The sequence below is a fragment of the Pseudomonas sp. 05N431 genome, assembly GCF_056397005.1.
This window is the reverse complement of record NZ_JBFTMN010000009.1, coordinates 311,396-327,739: the sequence shown is the minus strand read 5'-3', so window position 1 is coordinate 327,739 and position 16,344 is coordinate 311,396. Positions and strand designations below refer to the sequence as shown.

Sequence of the window (16,344 nt, the reverse complement as noted above, 5' to 3'; positions counted from 1 at the left end):
CGAATCAGCACACAGAGTCTGTTCAGACTCGTGGCAGGCATACCACGGCAGTCAGGCCGCCGCCCGGGGTTTCTTCCAGGCTTAACGCACCGCCAAGCCGTTCGGCAGCTTCGCGTGCGATGGTCATGCCCAGGCCTACGCCGCCGGAGTTGCGATTGCGTGAGCCTTCGAGGCGATAGAAGGGTTCGAACACCGCTTCACGTTTGTCGGCAGCGATGCCGGGGCCATGATCGATCACTCGAATGATCAGCTGTTCACGGCTGTCTTCAAGGGTAATCAGTGCCTGGCCGGCGTAACGCAAGGCATTGTCCAGCAAGTTGTTGATGCACGACCGCAGGGCCATCGGTTGAACCTGCAACGGTGCACAGTGCCCGCTGGCCTGCACGTCAGCGCCCTGGTCCTGGGCGTTTTCGCAGAGCGATTCGATCAGCGCCTGCACGTCCATCCATTGCAGCGCTTCGCTGGTGCGTTGTTCGTGCAGGTAGCTGAGGGTCGCATCGAGCATACGAATCATGTCGTCGAGGTCCTGACGCATCTGCCCTTGCAGCTTGATGTCGTCGATCTGCTCCAGGCGCAACTTGAGCCGCGACAGTGGCGTACGCAGGTCATGGGAAACGGCGCCGAGCATCCGCGAGCGCTGCTGCACCTGCTCACGGATACGCTTCTGCATCAGGTTGAAGGTGTGCGCCGCCTGCCGTGATTCTCGGGGGCCGGACTCATCAAGCGGTGGGCTGTCGAGGTTTTCGCTGAGGCTCTCGGCGGCCGCGCTCAAGCGTTGGATCGGCCGGGACAGCAGTTTTGCGCCGTACCAGGCGGCAATCACCAGCGAGATAAGTTGAAAGGTCAGCGGTACGATCGGGCCACCAAACCAGGGCCGCGGCGGTCTGTGTTTGAAGGGCGGAGGCGGTTGCCCGTTGAACCCGGCGGAAAACTCTGGCGGTGGAGGGGGCGGGGGATGGCCGTAATGGTGGAACCAGAAGAACGCCAGAAGGTGCGCCAGGATAATCGCCAGCAACAGCACGCCAAACAGGCGGCCGAACAGCGTATCGAAGCGCGCACGCATCAGCCGATGTCTCGGGCGTCGAACAGGTAACCTTCGCCGCGAACGGTTTTGATCAACTGAGGCGATTTGGGGTCGTCACCGAGCTTTTGTCGCAGGCGCGAGACCAGCAGATCGATACTGCGATCGAACGCTTCGATCGAGCGTCCACGGGCGGCGTCCAGTAATTGCTCGCGGCTGAGTACTCGTCGCGGGCGTTCGATGAATACCCAGAGCAAACGGAATTCGGCGTTCGACAGCGGCACCACCAGGCCATCGACAGAGATCAACTGACGCAACACGCTGTTGAGGCGCCAGTTGTCGAAGCGAATGTTGGCGCGTTGTTCGGTACGGTCATCGCGCACGCGGCGCAAGATGGTTTGAATTCGCGCGACCAGCTCTCGTGGCTCGAACGGCTTGGCCATGTAATCGTCGGCCCCCAGTTCCAGGCCGATGATGCGGTCGGTGGGTTCGCAGCGGGCAGTGAGCATCAGGATCGGGATGTCTGACTCGGCGCGCAGCCAGCGGCACAGCGACAGACCGTCTTCGCCGGGCAGCATCAGGTCCAGCACCACCACGTCGTAATGCTCCGCTTGCAGCGCCAGGCGCATGGCGGCGCCGTCGGTAACGCCGCTGGCGTGGATATTGAAGCGGGCCAGGTAGTCGATCAGCAGTTCGCGGATCGGAACGTCATCGTCAACGATCAGCGCTCGGGTGTTCCAGCGTTTGTCTTCGCCGGCTGCGGGGGCTTTTTGATCGTCGTTCAGAGGAGCGGGGCTATTATGCATGCGTACGTTCATCTGCCAGAGAGGCTGCCAACCACAAAAGATGGGCTGCGAGGTTGTGGCTTCAGCATAGGCGTCCGGCCGTGAGGCGGGAAGTGCTGTAGGAAGTCTTGCGGTTGGCGAGGGTAGCCTTGGGCGGTGTTGAGGGCGTGTCGTGAGTGTATCTGTTTCGACACAATTGCCGGGCGCGCGGGGTTTATCATCCGCCAACCGGCACTGTTGAAGATGATTTACCGATCATCGGGTCCCGGACGGGCTCGCGTTCCGCTACAATGCGCGCCGATTTCGACTTGCCTGAGAGCCCACTCATGTCCGCCTGCCAGACTCCTATCATCGTCGCCCTGGATTTCCCTACCCGTGACGCCGCACTGAAGCTGGCCGACCAGTTGGACCCGAAACTGTGCCGGGTCAAAGTCGGTAAAGAGCTGTTCACCAGCTGCGCTTCGGAAATCGTCGGGACCTTGCGTGACAAGGGCTTTGAGGTATTCCTCGACCTTAAATTCCACGACATTCCGAACACCACCGCGATGGCCGTCAAGGCGGCTGCGGAAATGGGCGTGTGGATGGTCAACGTGCATTGCTCCGGCGGCCTGCGCATGATGGCGGCCTGTCGCGAAGTGCTCGACCAGCGCAGCGGTCCAAAACCGCTGTTGATCGGCGTGACCGTGCTGACCAGCATGGAGCGTGAGGATCTGGCCGGGATTGGCCTGGACATCGAACCGCAGGAGCAGGTATTGCGTCTGGCGGCACTGGCAGAAAAAGCCGGGATGGATGGCCTGGTGTGCTCGGCACTGGAAGCTACGGCGTTGAAAACGGCGCATCCGTCGCTGCAACTGGTGACCCCGGGAATCCGTCCGGCGGGCAGCGCCCAGGACGATCAGCGTCGCATCCTGACCCCGCGCCAGGCACTGGATGCCGGTTCCGACTATCTGGTGATTGGCCGTCCGATCAGCCAGGCAGCCGATCCGGCCAAGGCCTTGGCGGCAGTGGTAGCCGAACTGGCCTGATCAAACACTGAAAATCCAAATGTGGGAGCGAGCTTGCTCGCGATGGGGCCATAACAGTCAGCATCCATGTTGAATGTCAGTCCGTCATCGCGAGCAAGCTCGCTCCCACATTGGTTTGGGTTAAACCTTTAGAACCAGCTTCCCGAAGTTCTCGCCGCTGAACAGCTTCATCAGCGTTTCCGGGAATGTCTCCAGTCCTTCGACGATGTCTTCCTTGCTCTTGAGCTGCCCCTTGGCCATCCACCCGGCCATTTCCTGCCCGGCGGCGGCGAACTTCGCGGCGTAATCCATCACCACAAAACCTTCCATCCGCGCGCGGTTGACCAGCAGCGATAGATAATTGGCCGGGCCTTTGACCGCTTCCTTGTTGTTGTACTGGCTGATGGCGCCGCAGATCACCACGCGCGCCTTCATGTTCAGGCGGCTGAGCACGGCGTCGAGAATGTCCCCGCCGACGTTATCGAAATACACGTCCACCCCATTCGGACATTCGCGCTTGAGGCCGGCAACCACGTCTTCGTGCTTGTAGTCGATGGCGCCGTCGAAGCCCAGTTCGTCGATCAGGAACCGGCACTTGTCCGCGCCACCGGCGATGCCCACCACGCGGCAGCCTTTGATCTTGGCAATCTGCCCGGCAATGCTGCCCACCGCACCGGCCGCACCCGACAGCACTACGGTGTCACCGGCCTTCGGCGCACCGACGTCGAGCAGCGCGAAGTAAGCGGTCATGCCGGTCATGCCCAGTGCTGACAAATAACGCGGCAATGGCGCCAGTGTCGGGTCGACCTTGTAGAAACCTCGTGGCTCACCGAGGAAATAATCCTGCACGCCCAGCGCACCGTTGACGTAGTCGCCCACGGCAAAGCCCGGGTTGTTCGAGGCAATCACCTTGCCCACGCCGAGGGCGCGCATGACTTCGCCGATGCCCACGGGCGGGATGTAGGACTTGCCTTCGTTCATCCAGCCACGCATCGCCGGGTCCAGCGACAGGTACTCGTTCTTGACCAGAATCTGGCCCGCCACCGGCTCGCCGACAGGGACTTGCTGATAGGTGAAGGTCTCGCGGGTCGCAGCTCCCACCGGGCGTTTGGCGAGCAGGAATTGACGGTTGATCTGGGCAGTCATGGCGGGCACTCAATGTTGAATGAAGTCTGATTGATAGACCCTCATGGTGGTTCTCGCAAGGTTTGCTGATGCAGCGAATACAACCCGATCCAAAGGAGTGATAGTTGGGCGGGGATCTTCATCACCGTAACTCATAAGTAATCAACCGGCCCTCTGATAGTGCTGCCGTGTGACGGGGCAGGGTGCCTAGACTGCTAAAACGCGATCACCCACATTTTTCGAGGACATAACAATGAGCATGACGTTTTCCGGCCAGGTAGCGTTGGTGACAGGGGCCGCCGCCGGTATTGGCCGCGCGACCGCCCAGGCGTTTGCCGCCGAAGGCTTGAAAGTGGTGGTTGCGGACCTTGATGTGGCTGGCGGCGAAGGGACCGTCGAGCTGATTCGGGCTGCCGGTGGCGACGCGGTTTTCGTGCAGTGCAACGTGACCCTGGAGAACGATGTACAGAATCTGATGGCGAAGGCGGTGAGCACGTATGGCCGCGTCGACTACGCCTTCAACAATGCCGGGATCGAAATCGAAAAGGGCAAGCTCGCCGACGGCACGCTCGATGAGTTCGACGCGATCATGAGCGTCAACGTCAAAGGCGTCTGGTTGTGCATGAAGTACCAACTGCCGCTGATGCTGGCGCAAGGTGGCGGCGCGATCGTCAATACCGCTTCGGTGGCCGGGCTTGGCGCGGCGCCGAAGATGAGCATCTACGCGGCGTCCAAGCACGCGGTCATCGGCCTGACCAAATCGGCAGCCATCGAATACGCGAAGAAGAAAATCCGCGTGAATGCAGTCTGTCCGGCGGTTATCGACACCGACATGTTCCGCCGCGCCTATGAAGCCGATCCGAAGAAAGCCGATTTCGCCGCCGCCATGCACCCGGTTGGGCGTATCGGCAAGGTCGAGGAAATTGCCAGTGCGGTGCTGTATCTGTGCAGTGATGGGGCGGCGTTCACCACCGGTCACTCGCTGGCAGTGGATGGTGGGGTGACGGCGTTCTGATGGAGTGCCTGCGACGTAGCGCCGGGCATTGTGTTTCAAAGGGTTAGAGGAGGGTGTTTTAGCGGCGTTGTCGCACAGCTTCATGAGAGCGCCTGTGCTTAACTGGCTCCAGAAAAACAGTTGGAGTGGGTCTCTCATGGAATTGAGAATCGATCGACAGGCGCTGGTGCCCGTCGTGCAGCAAATTGTTGACGCCATTGCTGGCTGGATTCGCCAAAGTGCCGTTGAGCCTGGAACGCGTTTGCCGTCCATTCGACAGCTGGCCCGGGAAAACCTGCTCAGTCAGTCCAGTGTCATCGAGGCGTATGAGCGCATGGTCGCCCAAGGCGTGCTGGCATCGCGTCATGGTTCGGGGTTTTTCGTTGCCGGGCCTTTGGGCGCGTCACATCGTTGCGCTGACCCATCGGGCTCCGCGGCGGCTGATGCAAACAGTGTCGGGGTGGTCGACGACCCATTGGGCATGTTGCCGCTGGGGCGAGGTGGTATGCCCGAAAGCTGGCGCGAGAGCGACGATCTCAGTTATGCCATTCGCCAGGTTTCGCGTACCGACATGGCCGGACTGTTCAACTACAGCCCTTCATACGGGTTGCCGGTCTTGCGCCAACAGATTCTCAAGCGTCTGCAACAGATGAATATTGCCGTCGATGAGAGCCAGGTTCTTACCACGACTGGGGCCACTCACGGGCTTGATCTGATCGTACGGACGCTGCTCAAGCCGGGTGATTGCGTGGTGGTCGAAAGTCCGGGGTATTCGAATCTGTTCCAGCTGCTCAGGTTGCATGGCGTCAGATTACTGGAAGTGCCACGGACCCCTCGCGGCCCGGACATTGAAGTACTTGAGGCCTTGTTGAGCGCGAACAATCCCCGTGCGTTGTTCATCAATAGCCTGTTCCACAATCCGACCGGCAGTAGCCTGGCACCCGCCGTTGCGCAACGGATTCTTCAATTGGCCAAGCGTCATGAGTTAATCATTGTCGAGGATGACGTCTACGCTGACTTTCAGGGCAGTGCCGGTAGCCGTCTGGCGGCAATGGATGCGGGTCAGAACGTGGTCTATGTCGGCAGCTTTTCGAAAACCCTCAGCAGTTCGCTGCGGGTCGGTTATGTCGTGGCCAGCGCCGAAATCATTGCGCGCCTGGCAGACATGAAGATGATTACCAGCCTGGGGGCTTCGCGGTTTTGCGAGTCGGTGGTGAGCAGTCTGTTGGCCAATGGTGCCTATCGCAAACTGGTACAGCGCCAGCGTCAGCGATTGAAGCGGGATATGGCCGCGACATTGCTGGTGCTTGAAGACGCCGATTGGGAGGTGTTCGGCAAGCCTGCAGGCGGGTTGTACATATGGGCCCGACCACGAGAGCACGAACCGGTGCGGGTGCGCACACTGGCTCACTCATTCGGTATCGTGCTGTCCTCGGGGACGGCCTTCAGCCCCAGTGGCGAAACCGGCGACTGGCTGCGCATCAATGTGGCCTATGCCAGCGATCCTCGGGCGCAGGCGTTTTTTCAGGCCTGCTCCTTACCGGATCGACTTCGACCGTTCTGAAAACGACTCGCGCGTAGCTTTTTGCCATTATTGCGGCGCCAAAGACTTGTGCTGGGTGCACCCCCATTGCGAATCTGCAACAACAGAAAATGGTCGTGTTGCCATTGAGTACGGGAAGGGGGTTACGAGCAATGATTTCGGCCGTGCAAGGACGTTTTGCCAACCTCGGTATGGCAAAAAAACTGGGTGTCGGTTTTGTTCTGGTCCTGATGTTGACGGCCGTGGTGGCCGCTATCGGCGTCTGGTCCTTGCAAACCATCAGCCAGCGCTTCGACGGGCTCAAGCAGATGTCGTCGCTCAACAGTGGTTTGCTCAAGGTGCGTTTGCTTGAGCAGGAATACGCCTTGCACAGTGACCCGAAAACCGTCGATGCCTTGCACAAGGGGGTTGACGGGTTGGTCGCCCTCGCAACGCAACTCAAGGCTCAGTCGGCAGCTAACGTCCCGGTGATGAATGATGTCGAACAGTCACTGGGGGCGTACCGCAAAGCCTTCGATGAGTTCGTCGAGTTGACCCAGTCCAAGGAACTGGCGCTGGAAATGGCCAGTTGGTCGGTGTCCAGCGTGGCCAATAACCTCGATGTGCTGCAGGCCGGTCTTTCCGACGATGGCGCTTATGCGCTCAAGGATACGCAAGGCAAGGAGGGCGCGGAGTTTATCGAGCAGGCCAATCAGGTCAGTCAGGTATCGAAGCTGATGTTGCAGGCAATGAATGAGGCACGAGTGCGCCTGGATCAAAGCCGTAAGGCCAGCGACGAAAGTGCCGGGCAAGGCAAGATTGAACAGGCCGACCAGGCACTGACCCAGGCTGAGGCATTGAAGAGCACGGTCAAGGACGCGGGCTACCAGACTGTGCTCAACGAAGTGGCCGGGCATATCGCCAGTTTCAGTGAAAAACTTGCCGAATACACAGGACTGCTGAGTCAGGAGAAAAAGGTCTATCAGCAGTTGCATGAACGCGCCGCCGAAGTGGTGCAGCGGGTCGATCAGGCCTACGCGGCCGAGGACCGGTCGATGCAGGCAGAGTTGAAGAAGAATTCGGCGCTGATCATTGCGTCCTCGGCGCTTGCGCTGCTGGTCGGGCTGATTGCCGCGTGGGTGATTACCCGCTTGATCGTTGCGCCACTGCGCAGTGTGATTCTCGTCGCCCAGAAAATTGCCGCGGGCGATCTGAGCGCGACCGTGCAGGTGACTCGGCGTGATGAAATCGGCCAGTTGATGCAGGCCATGCAGCAAATGGGCGCAGGGTTGAGCAATATTGTCAGTGGCTTGCAGGCAGGTATCGAGCAGCTTGCGAATTCCGCGCAATCGCTTTCGGCGGTGACCGAGCAGACCAACCTGGAAGTCAGCAGCCAGAAGGAAGAAACCGAACAAGTCGCCACTGCGATGAATCAGATGACCGCGACCGTGCACGACGTTGCGCGCAACGCCGAGGAAGCGGCACTGGCGGCGCAGACCGCAGACGGCAAGGTCGAAACCGGACAGCAGGTCGTTCGTCAGAGCATGCAGCGTATCGAGCAACTGGCTGACTCGGCGACATCGGCCAGTTCCAGCATCGAAAGCCTCAGTGCGGAAATCCAGAACATTGGCACTGTCCTCAGCGTGATCAAGAGCGTCGCCGAGCAAACCAACCTGCTGGCACTCAATGCGGCCATCGAAGCCGCGCGAGCGGGTGAGCAGGGCAGGGGCTTTGCCGTGGTTGCCGATGAGGTCCGTGCCCTGGCCAAGCGTACCCAGCAATCCACAGAGGAAATCGAGCGTCTGGTGAGTGCCTTGCGTTCAGCCGCTCAGGCTTCGGTGCAGCAAATCCAGAGCAGCGGGGAGCTGGTCAAGCTCGCCGTCAGTGATGCGCTACAGACTGAGAGTGCGCTGGGCAGTATCGCTGCGGCGGTGTCGCTGATTCAGCAGATGAACCAGCAGATCGCTGCTGCGGCCGAACAACAGAGTTCGGTTGCCGAAGAGATCAATCGCAGCGTGACCAGCATCCGTGCCAGTGCCGATCAATCCTCGGTGGCCATGCAAGGCAATGCCGCGTCGAGTATCGAGCTGGCGCAGTTGGGGGTTGAGCTGAAGGGGATGGTAGGGCATTTCAGGTTGTAAGCGTGTGTGGCGAGGGAGCTTGCTCCCGTCAGCGCGGCTCGCGCTCGGGTGCGGCAGTCGTAGAGCAGTACTCGCGGTCTGACTGAACTGAGCGAAGGGGAGGGTCGCTTCGCGACCCAGCGGGAGCAAGCTCCCTCGCCACGGGTGTTGTGCGGCTTTGCACATCACCACTATCAGTCGTAGATAACTTTCTTCTTCCAGTCTGCGTCGGCTTCTACTTCCTTGAGGCCTTCGGTCAACTCGTTAACTTCACCTTCCACCGGTGCAATGTTGGTCAGCACCATGGAGTTGGCGCGCGCCAGCAGTTTTTCCAGGTACTGCAACTGCTCACTGTAAACCTGAGGGTCCTGCTGTTTACGCAAGTACTGCACGCCACGCTCGAACGCCAGGCGGGCTTGCCCGGGTTGTTCCTGTTGCAGTGCATGTTGGCCGAGGTTGTTGAAGAACTCGATGTGCAGCAATACCAGGATGTGGCGAACTTCACGAATCCAGCGCTTGGCTTCGTTGGCTGGCAGGAAACCGTCCTGTGCCGCGCGAGTGATCTGGCCATGCAAGGCTTCAAGCAAAAAGCGTACGTCCTTGGCCTTGGCTTCGGTCTGGATCGGTGCCGGTGGGTTGTTGACCGGAATCGACTCGCCTTGTGCGACCAGCGCACTCAGTTCCTCGATGCGGGCCTTGGCCGACGAATTGGTTTTATCCAGATTGAGCAGGCGCTGGCAGACGTTGAGTTCCAGTCGCGTCAGCAGCAGCTTGAGCGCCGGAGTCATCAGCTGGCCAGGGAAGGTCTCGGTGATTTCGCCACAGCGGCGCAGTCGATCATTGAGTTCGACCTTGGTGCGGGCCTTTTCCAGTTTATTGTTTTCCACCACATGGTTCATGTAGCCAATGGCGATCAATATTGCGATCCCGACTATTACTAGCAGGGTGATCATGAGTGGTGTCACCGTGAAGACCTCTTTATAGGGTTTGCATGCGAGTGTAGTGGCTAAGCCTGGGAGCGCATAGGGTGGCGCGACGAGTTGAGTCGAGCCTTTGCGCTGTCTATATAGGCAATGTGTGGATGGGTGCACATTGCCATCATCTGCTGGAGAGGACTATAGCGCCTTGGCGAGTGACAGAATATAGGCGTCAAACCCCGGTCGGACGAAAACCCGGAATTGCCCCTCAAAGGGGGGCGAAGTCATTGATTTAAATAAATTTATAGTTGGGGGTTGACGACCCCTCAATCCATCCATAGAATGCGCGCCACTTACAGCGGAAAGCACACAGCGAAACGCGGTAGGGAGTGAATGTTGTACGTGTGTCCCCTTCGTCTAGTGGCCTAGGACACCGCCCTTTCACGGCGGTAACAGGGGTTCGAGTCCCCTAGGGGACGCCAATGCGGGAATAGCTCAGTTGGTAGAGCACGACCTTGCCAAGGTCGGGGTCGCGAGTTCGAGTCTCGTTTCCCGCTCCAATTTTAAACGGCTTTGCTTTCGGGCAAGGCTGAGTGAAACCAGAACCAAGTCTTCGGATGCGGGTCTGGGCACCGAAACACACACCATGTGTTCCGGGCAGCGTGTCCCCTTCGTCTAGTGGCCTAGGACACCGCCCTTTCACGGCGGTAACAGGGGTTCGAGTCCCCTAGGGGACGCCATTTGCGGGAATAGCTCAGTTGGTAGAGCACGACCTTGCCAAGGTCGGGGTCGCGAGTTCGAGTCTCGTTTCCCGCTCCATATTTAACAAAAACGCCGCTCACTGAGCGGCGTTTTTGTGTGCGCGTCATAAAAGTGCCTCAGCCTCCCAGGCTATGGATCAGGCTATCCAGCACTTCGGCGGTTGTTTCATCCAGCTCTGCAACTACCGACGCTCTAAGCTGGTGCGCCAAGCGGTATTCGCTGGGTGTGCAGTTGGCGGAATGCTTGAAGGCTCGAGCGAAGTAGGAAGGGTCCTTGAAACCGGCTTCATAGCCAATGCTGGTGATAGGCATCTGGCTGTTGCCGAGCAATTCCTTCGCGAAGTTCATGCGCTTGTTCAAGATGTAATCCATGAAGCCAAGACCGTAGGCTTCCTTGAACAGGCGGCTGAAGCGAAAGGTAGTCATGCCGCAGCGTTTGGCCACATCCCGCTGATCGATGTTGTCCCGAAAGTGCTGATCGATGTACAGCAGCACATTGCTCAACGCCTGGTGTTTTTGGTGTTCCGGCGTCATCCGGATACTGCCCGGAAGGGTCGGGGAGTGGTCGATCTGCAACGTCTTGCGTTGGTCGCGAACATTGCGGCGTAGCTCGTGCAACTGAATGACAGCTGTGAGGTAGCGATTCTTTTCGGCGGCTGAAAGGGGCAGCACCATGTATTCCCAGACACAGGAACGCATCGCCCATACGGCCAGCTCTTCGGAGTGCTGCACGGTGAACATGGTGATTGGAATGGTGGGGGCGGTGCGCTTGATCTCCAGCAGCATCCTCAGGCCGGGTGTGTCGGGGCGATCAAAATGGATGCAGATCATGTCGGCCTGCATCCCGCTGGAAAATGCGGAGCCTTTCGCCAGTTTGCAGTCGCAGGCTTGTTCGAACTGCGCCATGAGTTCCGGGGTGGACCGATCGTGGGTCCGATCGAACCAGAGTAGTGATGGCTTCCTGATCACGTTTGACGTCATGTGTTTGGCTCTGGCTTCTGAGGTTCTTCGTGCCTCTCTCCGCTGAGTAGTATTGTCAATGTGATATCGCTTTGCAGACTAAATCCTTATAAGAAAACCCGAATTTAGTTCTATGCGCTCTATGGTTTGCCTGTCAGTCAGTGTCGGGCGGTTATTTATTGGCGTGTTGGCGGCGGATACAGGATCAACCGTTCGTCGCTTGTGAATCAAGGGCAATAGCCTTTGCCCGCCGTTCCTTGTTTAGAGCCTTTCCTTTCCCTTCTTTTCCTTCTGCAGACGCCAATTATCCAGTGATTGGTAGTGCCCGCAAAAAAGTCCTAGCGATGCGCAAAATCCTCCTAACCCCCTTGGGGATGCCCTGACTAAGGTAGCTACAAGCAGTGCAAAAAGTGCTGCTCCCCCGGAAGAACAACATTCAAAAATGAGGTGCGCAAAATGACTCTTCAAACTATCAAGGCTTCGGTACTGAAGTTCGCCAAAGACGAAGACGGCCTGACCATCGTGGAGTATGCGGTAGCGGGTGGGCTGATCACCGTGGCAGTTGCCGCCATGTTCACTCTTTTGGGCGGCGCAGTGAATACCAGGATCACAGCGCTGTGCGCCGCGGTCAAAGGTGCTGCCTGCTGATAATGACAACTTGCCGTGGGGGGGACGCGCGACGTCCATGGAGCAACCGGTTGTTACTGTTTTGCTGATAGAGCTACCGGATAACTCAATGGACATCGTGCCGTCTCTACCAAGGTAGGTACTGACCTACATGACTGCAGTAGTGAGGTACGCAAAATGACTCTGCAATTAATAAGAACTTCGGTGCAAAAGTTCGCCAAAGACGAGGATGGTCTGACCATTGTGGAATACGCAGTGGCAGGTGGGTTGATTACGATCGCTGTTGTCGTTGCGTTCACTCTACTTGGCGGTGCAGTGAACACCAGGATCACAGCACTCTGCGCTGCGGTTAACGGTGCTGCTTGCTGATAACGATAATACCCAGTCGGGAGACGCGCCATGTCCACGGAACTGATGGTATCGACTGTTTTACTGATAGGACTTTTGGGCGTGGCGGTGGTGAGCGATCTGCTTCGCCACCGTATTCCCAACCCGCTGATTCTGTTGGGTCTTGCCCTGGGATTGGCTAGTCAGACTTATTCAGGGGGTGTCAGCGGATTGGAGGATGGCCTGCTGGGCCTCTTGATCTGTTTTGCACTGTTTCTGCCTATGTACGCCTTGGGTGGCATGGCTGCCGGCGACGTCAAGTTGATGGCCGTGGTCGGCAGTTTTCTACCGTTCCATTACGCATTGTGGGCTGCCTTATTCAGCCTGATAGCCGGTGGCGTGTGCGGTTTCCTGATAGTGCTGGTTCGCGGTCAGTTGTTGCAGACCCTGGGGCGCTATTGGCTGATGCTTAGGGCACAGGCCTATCTGGCGCCGACTTCAGACGAAGTAGCCGGCAAGCCTTTCCCTTATTCGATTGCCATTTTGCTCGGCACTTTAAACACCATTCACTGGCAGCTCTTTGCCAGTGGGTTGGGAGGTTAGTCATGCACGTCATTGTCGAGAGTGATGCCTACCGCAATGAGCGAGAAGCGGTGCAGCGCCTGGCTCCCCAGCCGTGCACTATCAGCGAGACGGGTCTGACCGACAGTTTTCTCGGCGAGTTGGTGTGCAAGCATTTGTATGATGCCGGCGTGCTGGACATGTCGCGGCTGGTAGAGCGCCTGGCGCTGACCGGCGCCGTGATGGAAGAGGTCCTGGCTTTTCTGCGCAAGGATGGTCGTGTCGAAGTGCTTGGGCAGATGGGCGCGCAAGTCGGAGGCGGGCAGCCGCTGCGTTATGGCCTGACCGAACGCGGTCGCAGTGCCGCCCGCGATGCCCTGTCGCGTAGTGGCTATATCGGCGCGGCGCCGTTCCCGGTGAGTTCCTACCGCTCCCTGCTCAAGGTGCAGACCATTCACCACGGTCGCATCAGTGCGAATGATATGCGCACGGCGCTGAACGGCGTAGTGCTCACGGAAGGGATGCTCGATCAGTTGGGCGTGGCGCTGAACTCAGGGCGCGCGATCATGATTTATGGCCCGGCGGGGACCGGCAAGACCTATGTCAGCAGTCGGCTGATCCGCCTGTTCGCCGAGGCCATCTGGGTGCCTCATGCCATCGTGATCAACGAGTCGGTGATCGAGATCTATGACCCGCAGGTGCACCAGCGGCTGGATGATGGCAGCCCACAGAACAATCTGATGCTCAACGAAGGGATCGACCGTCGGCTGCTGTGCTGCAAACGCCCGATCGTCATTACCGGCGGTGAGTTGAGCATGGAACAGCTGGACATTCGCTATGACCCCTTTACCCGTCAGTACCAGGCTGCCTTGCAGCTCAAGGCCAGCAATGGCCTGTTCATCATCGACGATATGGGGCGCCAGCGCATGCCGCCCGCCGATCTGCTCAATCGCTGGATCGTGCCGATGGAAGAGAAGCGCGACTTCCTCAACCTAGGCGGCGGGCGGCATTGCGAGCTGCCGTTCGATCTGATCCTGGTGTTCTCCACCAACCTCAATCCCCTGGAGTTGGCCGACGAGGCCTTCCTCCGCCGGATTGGCTACAAGCTGCAATTCGGTTACCTGAAGCCTGAAGAGTACGAACGGATCTGGCAGCAGGAGTCCGAGCGTTTGGGCATTCGTCATGACCCGCTGCTGGTGCGCTTTGCACTACAGAAACTTTACGCCGTCGAAGGCATGCCGTTGGTGCCTTGCCATCCCCGCGATCTCCTGAACATGGCGCTCGATCGCCAGCGTTACCTGGGCGGTTCCGGGCCACTGTCGCCGCAGGAGCTTGAATGGGCGTGGAGCAACTACTTCGTCCAGCTCGACTTTCTTTGAGTAGGAGATACAGACATGAGCTCTCGTACTGCAACGCTGATTGGTATTTCGTTGGTCATGGGCCTCGGCGCCGCATGGATGGCCAACTCCTGGTTGAGCGCACGGCTCAATGCCAGCCCCGATGATCACCTTCGAAGCGTGGTAGTCGCCACGGTCGAGATTCCGTTCGGGCAGATGGTCGAGGCCCAGCAGGTCACGACCGTGCGCATGCCCATGGATACGATCCCGGACGATGCGTTCGATTCCAGCGACAAGGCCGTGGGCAAGATCGCCACGTTCGACATCCTGCGCGGCGACATCGTGCGCGGCGCACGCCTCAGTGAACACCTGGGTGGCAGCACCCTGGCTTCTTTGATTGCACCTGACAAACGTGCCATTTCGGTACGGGTGGACGACGTGGTCGGGGTCGGCGGGTTCCTGTTGCCGGGTAACCGGGTCGATGTGCTGGCAACCAAGCACACCGATGGCAGCAGCAACAACGCCGTGTCCCGGACCATCCTCGAAAACCTGCGCGTGTTGGCGGTGGATCAGACGGCGGGTACCGACAAGACTCAACCGGTGGTGGTGCGTGCAGTGACGCTGGAGATGACGACCACTGAGGCAGAAACCCTGGTCACGGCGCAGACGGAAGGGAAGTTGCAACTGACTCTGCGCAACCCGCTGAACCTCACGAAAAAACCGGCCCCCGCGCCTGTAGTACCTCCTGCGCCGGTTACGCAAGCCATTGCCATGGCCACCGAAACAGCGCCAAGGCGCGTGGTACACCGTGGCGGCGGTAACGGCGGGGCTGTCACCGTTATTCGTGGCATCGAATCCCATGTCGTCAATGTGCACTGACAAGGTGCAATGGGTAGCAAGGTAGTGGCGGAGCCGATCCGGGTCCGTATCGGTAAATGAGGGCTTGATGATGAATTCTCGAATTCAACGGCCGTTTCCGGTAACGCCAAGGCGCCAGCGGGGATCGGTGACCGTAATGATGGTGATCGCGTTGGCCGCGATCGGCATGATGGCGGCATTGGCGCTGGACGGCGGCCACCTGCTGCTGAACAAGACCCGCCTGCAAAATGCGGTGGACGCCGCGGCCCTGAGCGGCGCCAAAACCCTGAGTCAGGTCACTGGCGGTACCAACATTGCCAGCACAACGCGCACTGCCGCGCTGAATACGCTGACGCTGAATGCCAGTGCCACGGGCAATGCTGAATTGAACACGGCCATTGGCAACAATGCGGGCACTTTCGCGGTGGTAGAACTGGCCAACAGTGTTTACGGACCGTTCTCCTACCCTGGGCCGGCGAATGCTACGTATGTTCGGGTAACGGTACCGAACTATGGCCTGACCGGTTTTTTCTGGAGCTTCGTCCAGACAGTGGGCGGTGGCGGTCTGGGCGGCAAGTCAGTGGCGGCGATGGCCACTGCCGGTCCCAGCCCCACCAGCCCGTGCGATCTCGCGCCATTGATGGTCTGTGGTGACCCGACCAAATACAGTCCGAGCACTGGTGTGTTCTGGGGCTATCACTTTGGTGATTTGCAGGATTTGAAAACGGGCTCTGGCACTACGTCCGCCATTGGCCCAGGCAATTTTCAACTGCTCGATTTTGGCTCGGGCGGCAGCACGGTCAGGGATGATCTGGCTGGAGGCGGCTCGGTATGTCGCAGCGTTGGGCAAAATGTCACGACCAAACCGGGTAATAACGTCGGCCCGGTGTCCCAAGGTTTGAACACCCGCTTCAACCAGTACAGTGGAGGGGTCAAAAACACGGATTATCCGCCAGACCTGATCGTCAGCTACAGCACGCCAGTGATCACCAACAACTCAGGCACACTGCAATACAAGGGCCAGACCATCGTTTCGAACAACGGCACACTCACCGCAGGTGGCAACGCGGTGCTTGGCTACAACGACTGGCTGGCGAGTTCTGCGGCGTGTATTGCCGGTTCAGGCACGGGTTGCCTGAACAACGGGGTCTACGAACGACGGATGCTGAAAATCGTGATTGGCGACTGTACCGGGAAGAATAATGGCGCAACCTCGATTCCGGTCCTGGGTTTTGGCTGCTATTTCGTGGTGCAACCGGCCGGTAGCACGGGGAGTACCTCGGAGATCTACGGGCAGTTCGTGAAGGAGTGCCAAGGCGACAACGTGCCTGGCCCCAATCCTTCGGGTGATTCCGGCCCGCAGATCATTCAGCTCTACAAAACCTATATCAGCAATAGCGGCACTCCGAGCACAGACTCTTAGGA

Annotated in this window: 15 protein-coding genes, 4 tRNA genes and 1 pseudogene; 15 read left to right on the top strand and 5 right to left on the bottom strand. The window is 58.9% G+C overall.

The features are described from left to right. Positions 1–22: 22 nt before the first annotated feature. Both AC1DIG_RS18050 and AC1DIG_RS18045 read right to left on the bottom strand, forming a co-directional pair. Positions 23–1,063, bottom strand: a complete 1,041-nt coding sequence (locus AC1DIG_RS18050; RefSeq protein WP_477768384.1) for a sensor histidine kinase — start codon at positions 1,061–1,063, stop codon at positions 23–25. Then, positions 1,063–1,827, bottom strand: a complete 765-nt coding sequence (locus AC1DIG_RS18045) for a response regulator (RefSeq protein WP_145014780.1) — start codon at positions 1,825–1,827, stop codon at positions 1,063–1,065. The genes AC1DIG_RS18050 and AC1DIG_RS18045 overlap by 1 nt, the downstream gene beginning before the upstream one ends. A gap of 305 nt (positions 1,828–2,132) precedes the next feature. Here AC1DIG_RS18045 and pyrF point away from each other — a divergent pair, with 305 nt between their 5' ends. Continuing rightward, complete coding sequence (pyrF, locus tag AC1DIG_RS18040; RefSeq protein ID WP_477768383.1) at positions 2,133–2,831, top strand: orotidine-5'-phosphate decarboxylase; 699 nt, start codon at positions 2,133–2,135, stop codon at positions 2,829–2,831. Between the two features lie 120 nt (positions 2,832–2,951). On the opposite strand, the gene AC1DIG_RS18035 is transcribed toward pyrF, so the two are convergent. Continuing rightward, positions 2,952–3,956 (bottom strand): NADP-dependent oxidoreductase, encoded by a 1,005-nt coding sequence (locus AC1DIG_RS18035; protein ID WP_477768382.1) that lies wholly within the window; start codon positions 3,954–3,956, stop codon positions 2,952–2,954. 232 nt (positions 3,957–4,188) lie between these two features. On the opposite strand from AC1DIG_RS18035, the gene AC1DIG_RS18030 reads away from it, so the two are divergent. From AC1DIG_RS18030 to AC1DIG_RS18015, 4 genes and pseudogenes are all read left to right on the top strand, one after another. After that, positions 4,189–4,950 carry an SDR family oxidoreductase gene (locus AC1DIG_RS18030; RefSeq protein ID WP_477768381.1) on the top strand — a complete coding sequence of 254 codons (762 nt, stop codon included), beginning with the start codon at positions 4,189–4,191 and terminating at the stop codon, positions 4,948–4,950. A 136-nt stretch (positions 4,951–5,086) separates the two neighbouring features. Continuing rightward, a complete protein-coding gene (locus AC1DIG_RS18025) occupies positions 5,087–6,493 on the top strand; it encodes an aminotransferase-like domain-containing protein (RefSeq protein ID WP_477768380.1) in 1,407 nt (468 codons plus the stop codon). A gap of 89 nt (positions 6,494–6,582) precedes the next feature. Beyond that, positions 6,583–7,731: pseudogene (locus AC1DIG_RS18020) on the top strand (HAMP domain-containing protein); the annotation flags it as partial. After that, complete coding sequence (locus tag AC1DIG_RS18015) at positions 7,711–8,592, top strand: methyl-accepting chemotaxis protein (RefSeq protein ID WP_477768454.1); 882 nt, start codon at positions 7,711–7,713, stop codon at positions 8,590–8,592. The pseudogene AC1DIG_RS18020 and the gene AC1DIG_RS18015, both read left to right, overlap by 21 nt. Positions 8,593–8,765: 173 nt before the next feature. Here AC1DIG_RS18015 and AC1DIG_RS18010 read toward each other — a convergent pair whose 3' ends face one another. Then, entirely contained in the window at positions 8,766–9,524 is a 759-nt protein-coding gene (locus AC1DIG_RS18010) for a hypothetical protein (RefSeq protein ID WP_477768379.1), read from the bottom strand. A 370-nt stretch (positions 9,525–9,894) separates the two neighbouring features. Here AC1DIG_RS18010 and AC1DIG_RS18005 point away from each other — a divergent pair. From AC1DIG_RS18005 to AC1DIG_RS17990, 4 genes are all read left to right on the top strand, one after another. Beyond that, positions 9,895–9,970: transfer RNA gene (locus AC1DIG_RS18005), tRNA-Glu, on the top strand. A gap of 2 nt (positions 9,971–9,972) precedes the next feature. Beyond that, positions 9,973–10,048: transfer RNA gene (locus AC1DIG_RS18000), tRNA-Gly, on the top strand. Positions 10,049–10,152: 104 nt separating this feature from the next. Then, positions 10,153–10,228 (top strand) — tRNA-Glu (locus AC1DIG_RS17995). A gap of 3 nt (positions 10,229–10,231) precedes the next feature. Continuing rightward, a tRNA-Gly gene (locus AC1DIG_RS17990) sits at positions 10,232–10,307 on the top strand. 59 nt (positions 10,308–10,366) lie between these two features. Here AC1DIG_RS17990 and AC1DIG_RS17985 read toward each other — a convergent pair. Next, positions 10,367–11,230: an AraC family transcriptional regulator gene (locus tag AC1DIG_RS17985; protein WP_477768378.1), complete on the bottom strand. Its 864-nt coding sequence runs from the start codon at positions 11,228–11,230 to the stop codon at positions 10,367–10,369. A gap of 435 nt (positions 11,231–11,665) precedes the next feature. On the opposite strand from AC1DIG_RS17985, the gene AC1DIG_RS17980 reads away from it, so the two are divergent. The 6 genes from AC1DIG_RS17980 to AC1DIG_RS17955 all read left to right on the top strand — a co-directional run bounded on the left by AC1DIG_RS17980 (position 11,666) and on the right by AC1DIG_RS17955 (position 16,342). Continuing rightward, on the top strand, positions 11,666–11,857 hold the full coding sequence (locus AC1DIG_RS17980) for a Flp family type IVb pilin (protein WP_123585187.1): 192 nt from the start codon (positions 11,666–11,668) through the stop codon (positions 11,855–11,857). A gap of 156 nt (positions 11,858–12,013) precedes the next feature. After that, positions 12,014–12,205, top strand: coding sequence for a Flp family type IVb pilin (locus AC1DIG_RS17975; RefSeq protein WP_477768377.1), 192 nt, complete (start codon positions 12,014–12,016; stop codon positions 12,203–12,205). 30 nt (positions 12,206–12,235) lie between these two features. Beyond that, positions 12,236–12,766 carry an A24 family peptidase gene (locus tag AC1DIG_RS17970; RefSeq protein WP_477768376.1) on the top strand — a complete coding sequence of 177 codons (531 nt, stop codon included), beginning with the start codon at positions 12,236–12,238 and terminating at the stop codon, positions 12,764–12,766. 2 nt (positions 12,767–12,768) lie between these two features. After that, a complete protein-coding gene (locus AC1DIG_RS17965) occupies positions 12,769–14,103 on the top strand; it encodes a P-loop NTPase family protein (RefSeq protein WP_477768375.1) in 1,335 nt (444 codons plus the stop codon). 15 nt (positions 14,104–14,118) lie between these two features. Further along, entirely contained in the window at positions 14,119–14,940 is an 822-nt protein-coding gene (gene cpaB, locus AC1DIG_RS17960) for a Flp pilus assembly protein CpaB (RefSeq protein ID WP_477768374.1), read from the top strand. A 67-nt stretch (positions 14,941–15,007) separates the two neighbouring features. Continuing rightward, the gene (locus tag AC1DIG_RS17955; RefSeq protein WP_477768373.1) at positions 15,008–16,342 is read left to right on the top strand and encodes a pilus assembly protein TadG-related protein; all 1,335 of its coding nucleotides are present in this window, start codon (positions 15,008–15,010) and stop codon (positions 16,340–16,342) included. Positions 16,343–16,344 lie beyond the last annotated feature (2 nt).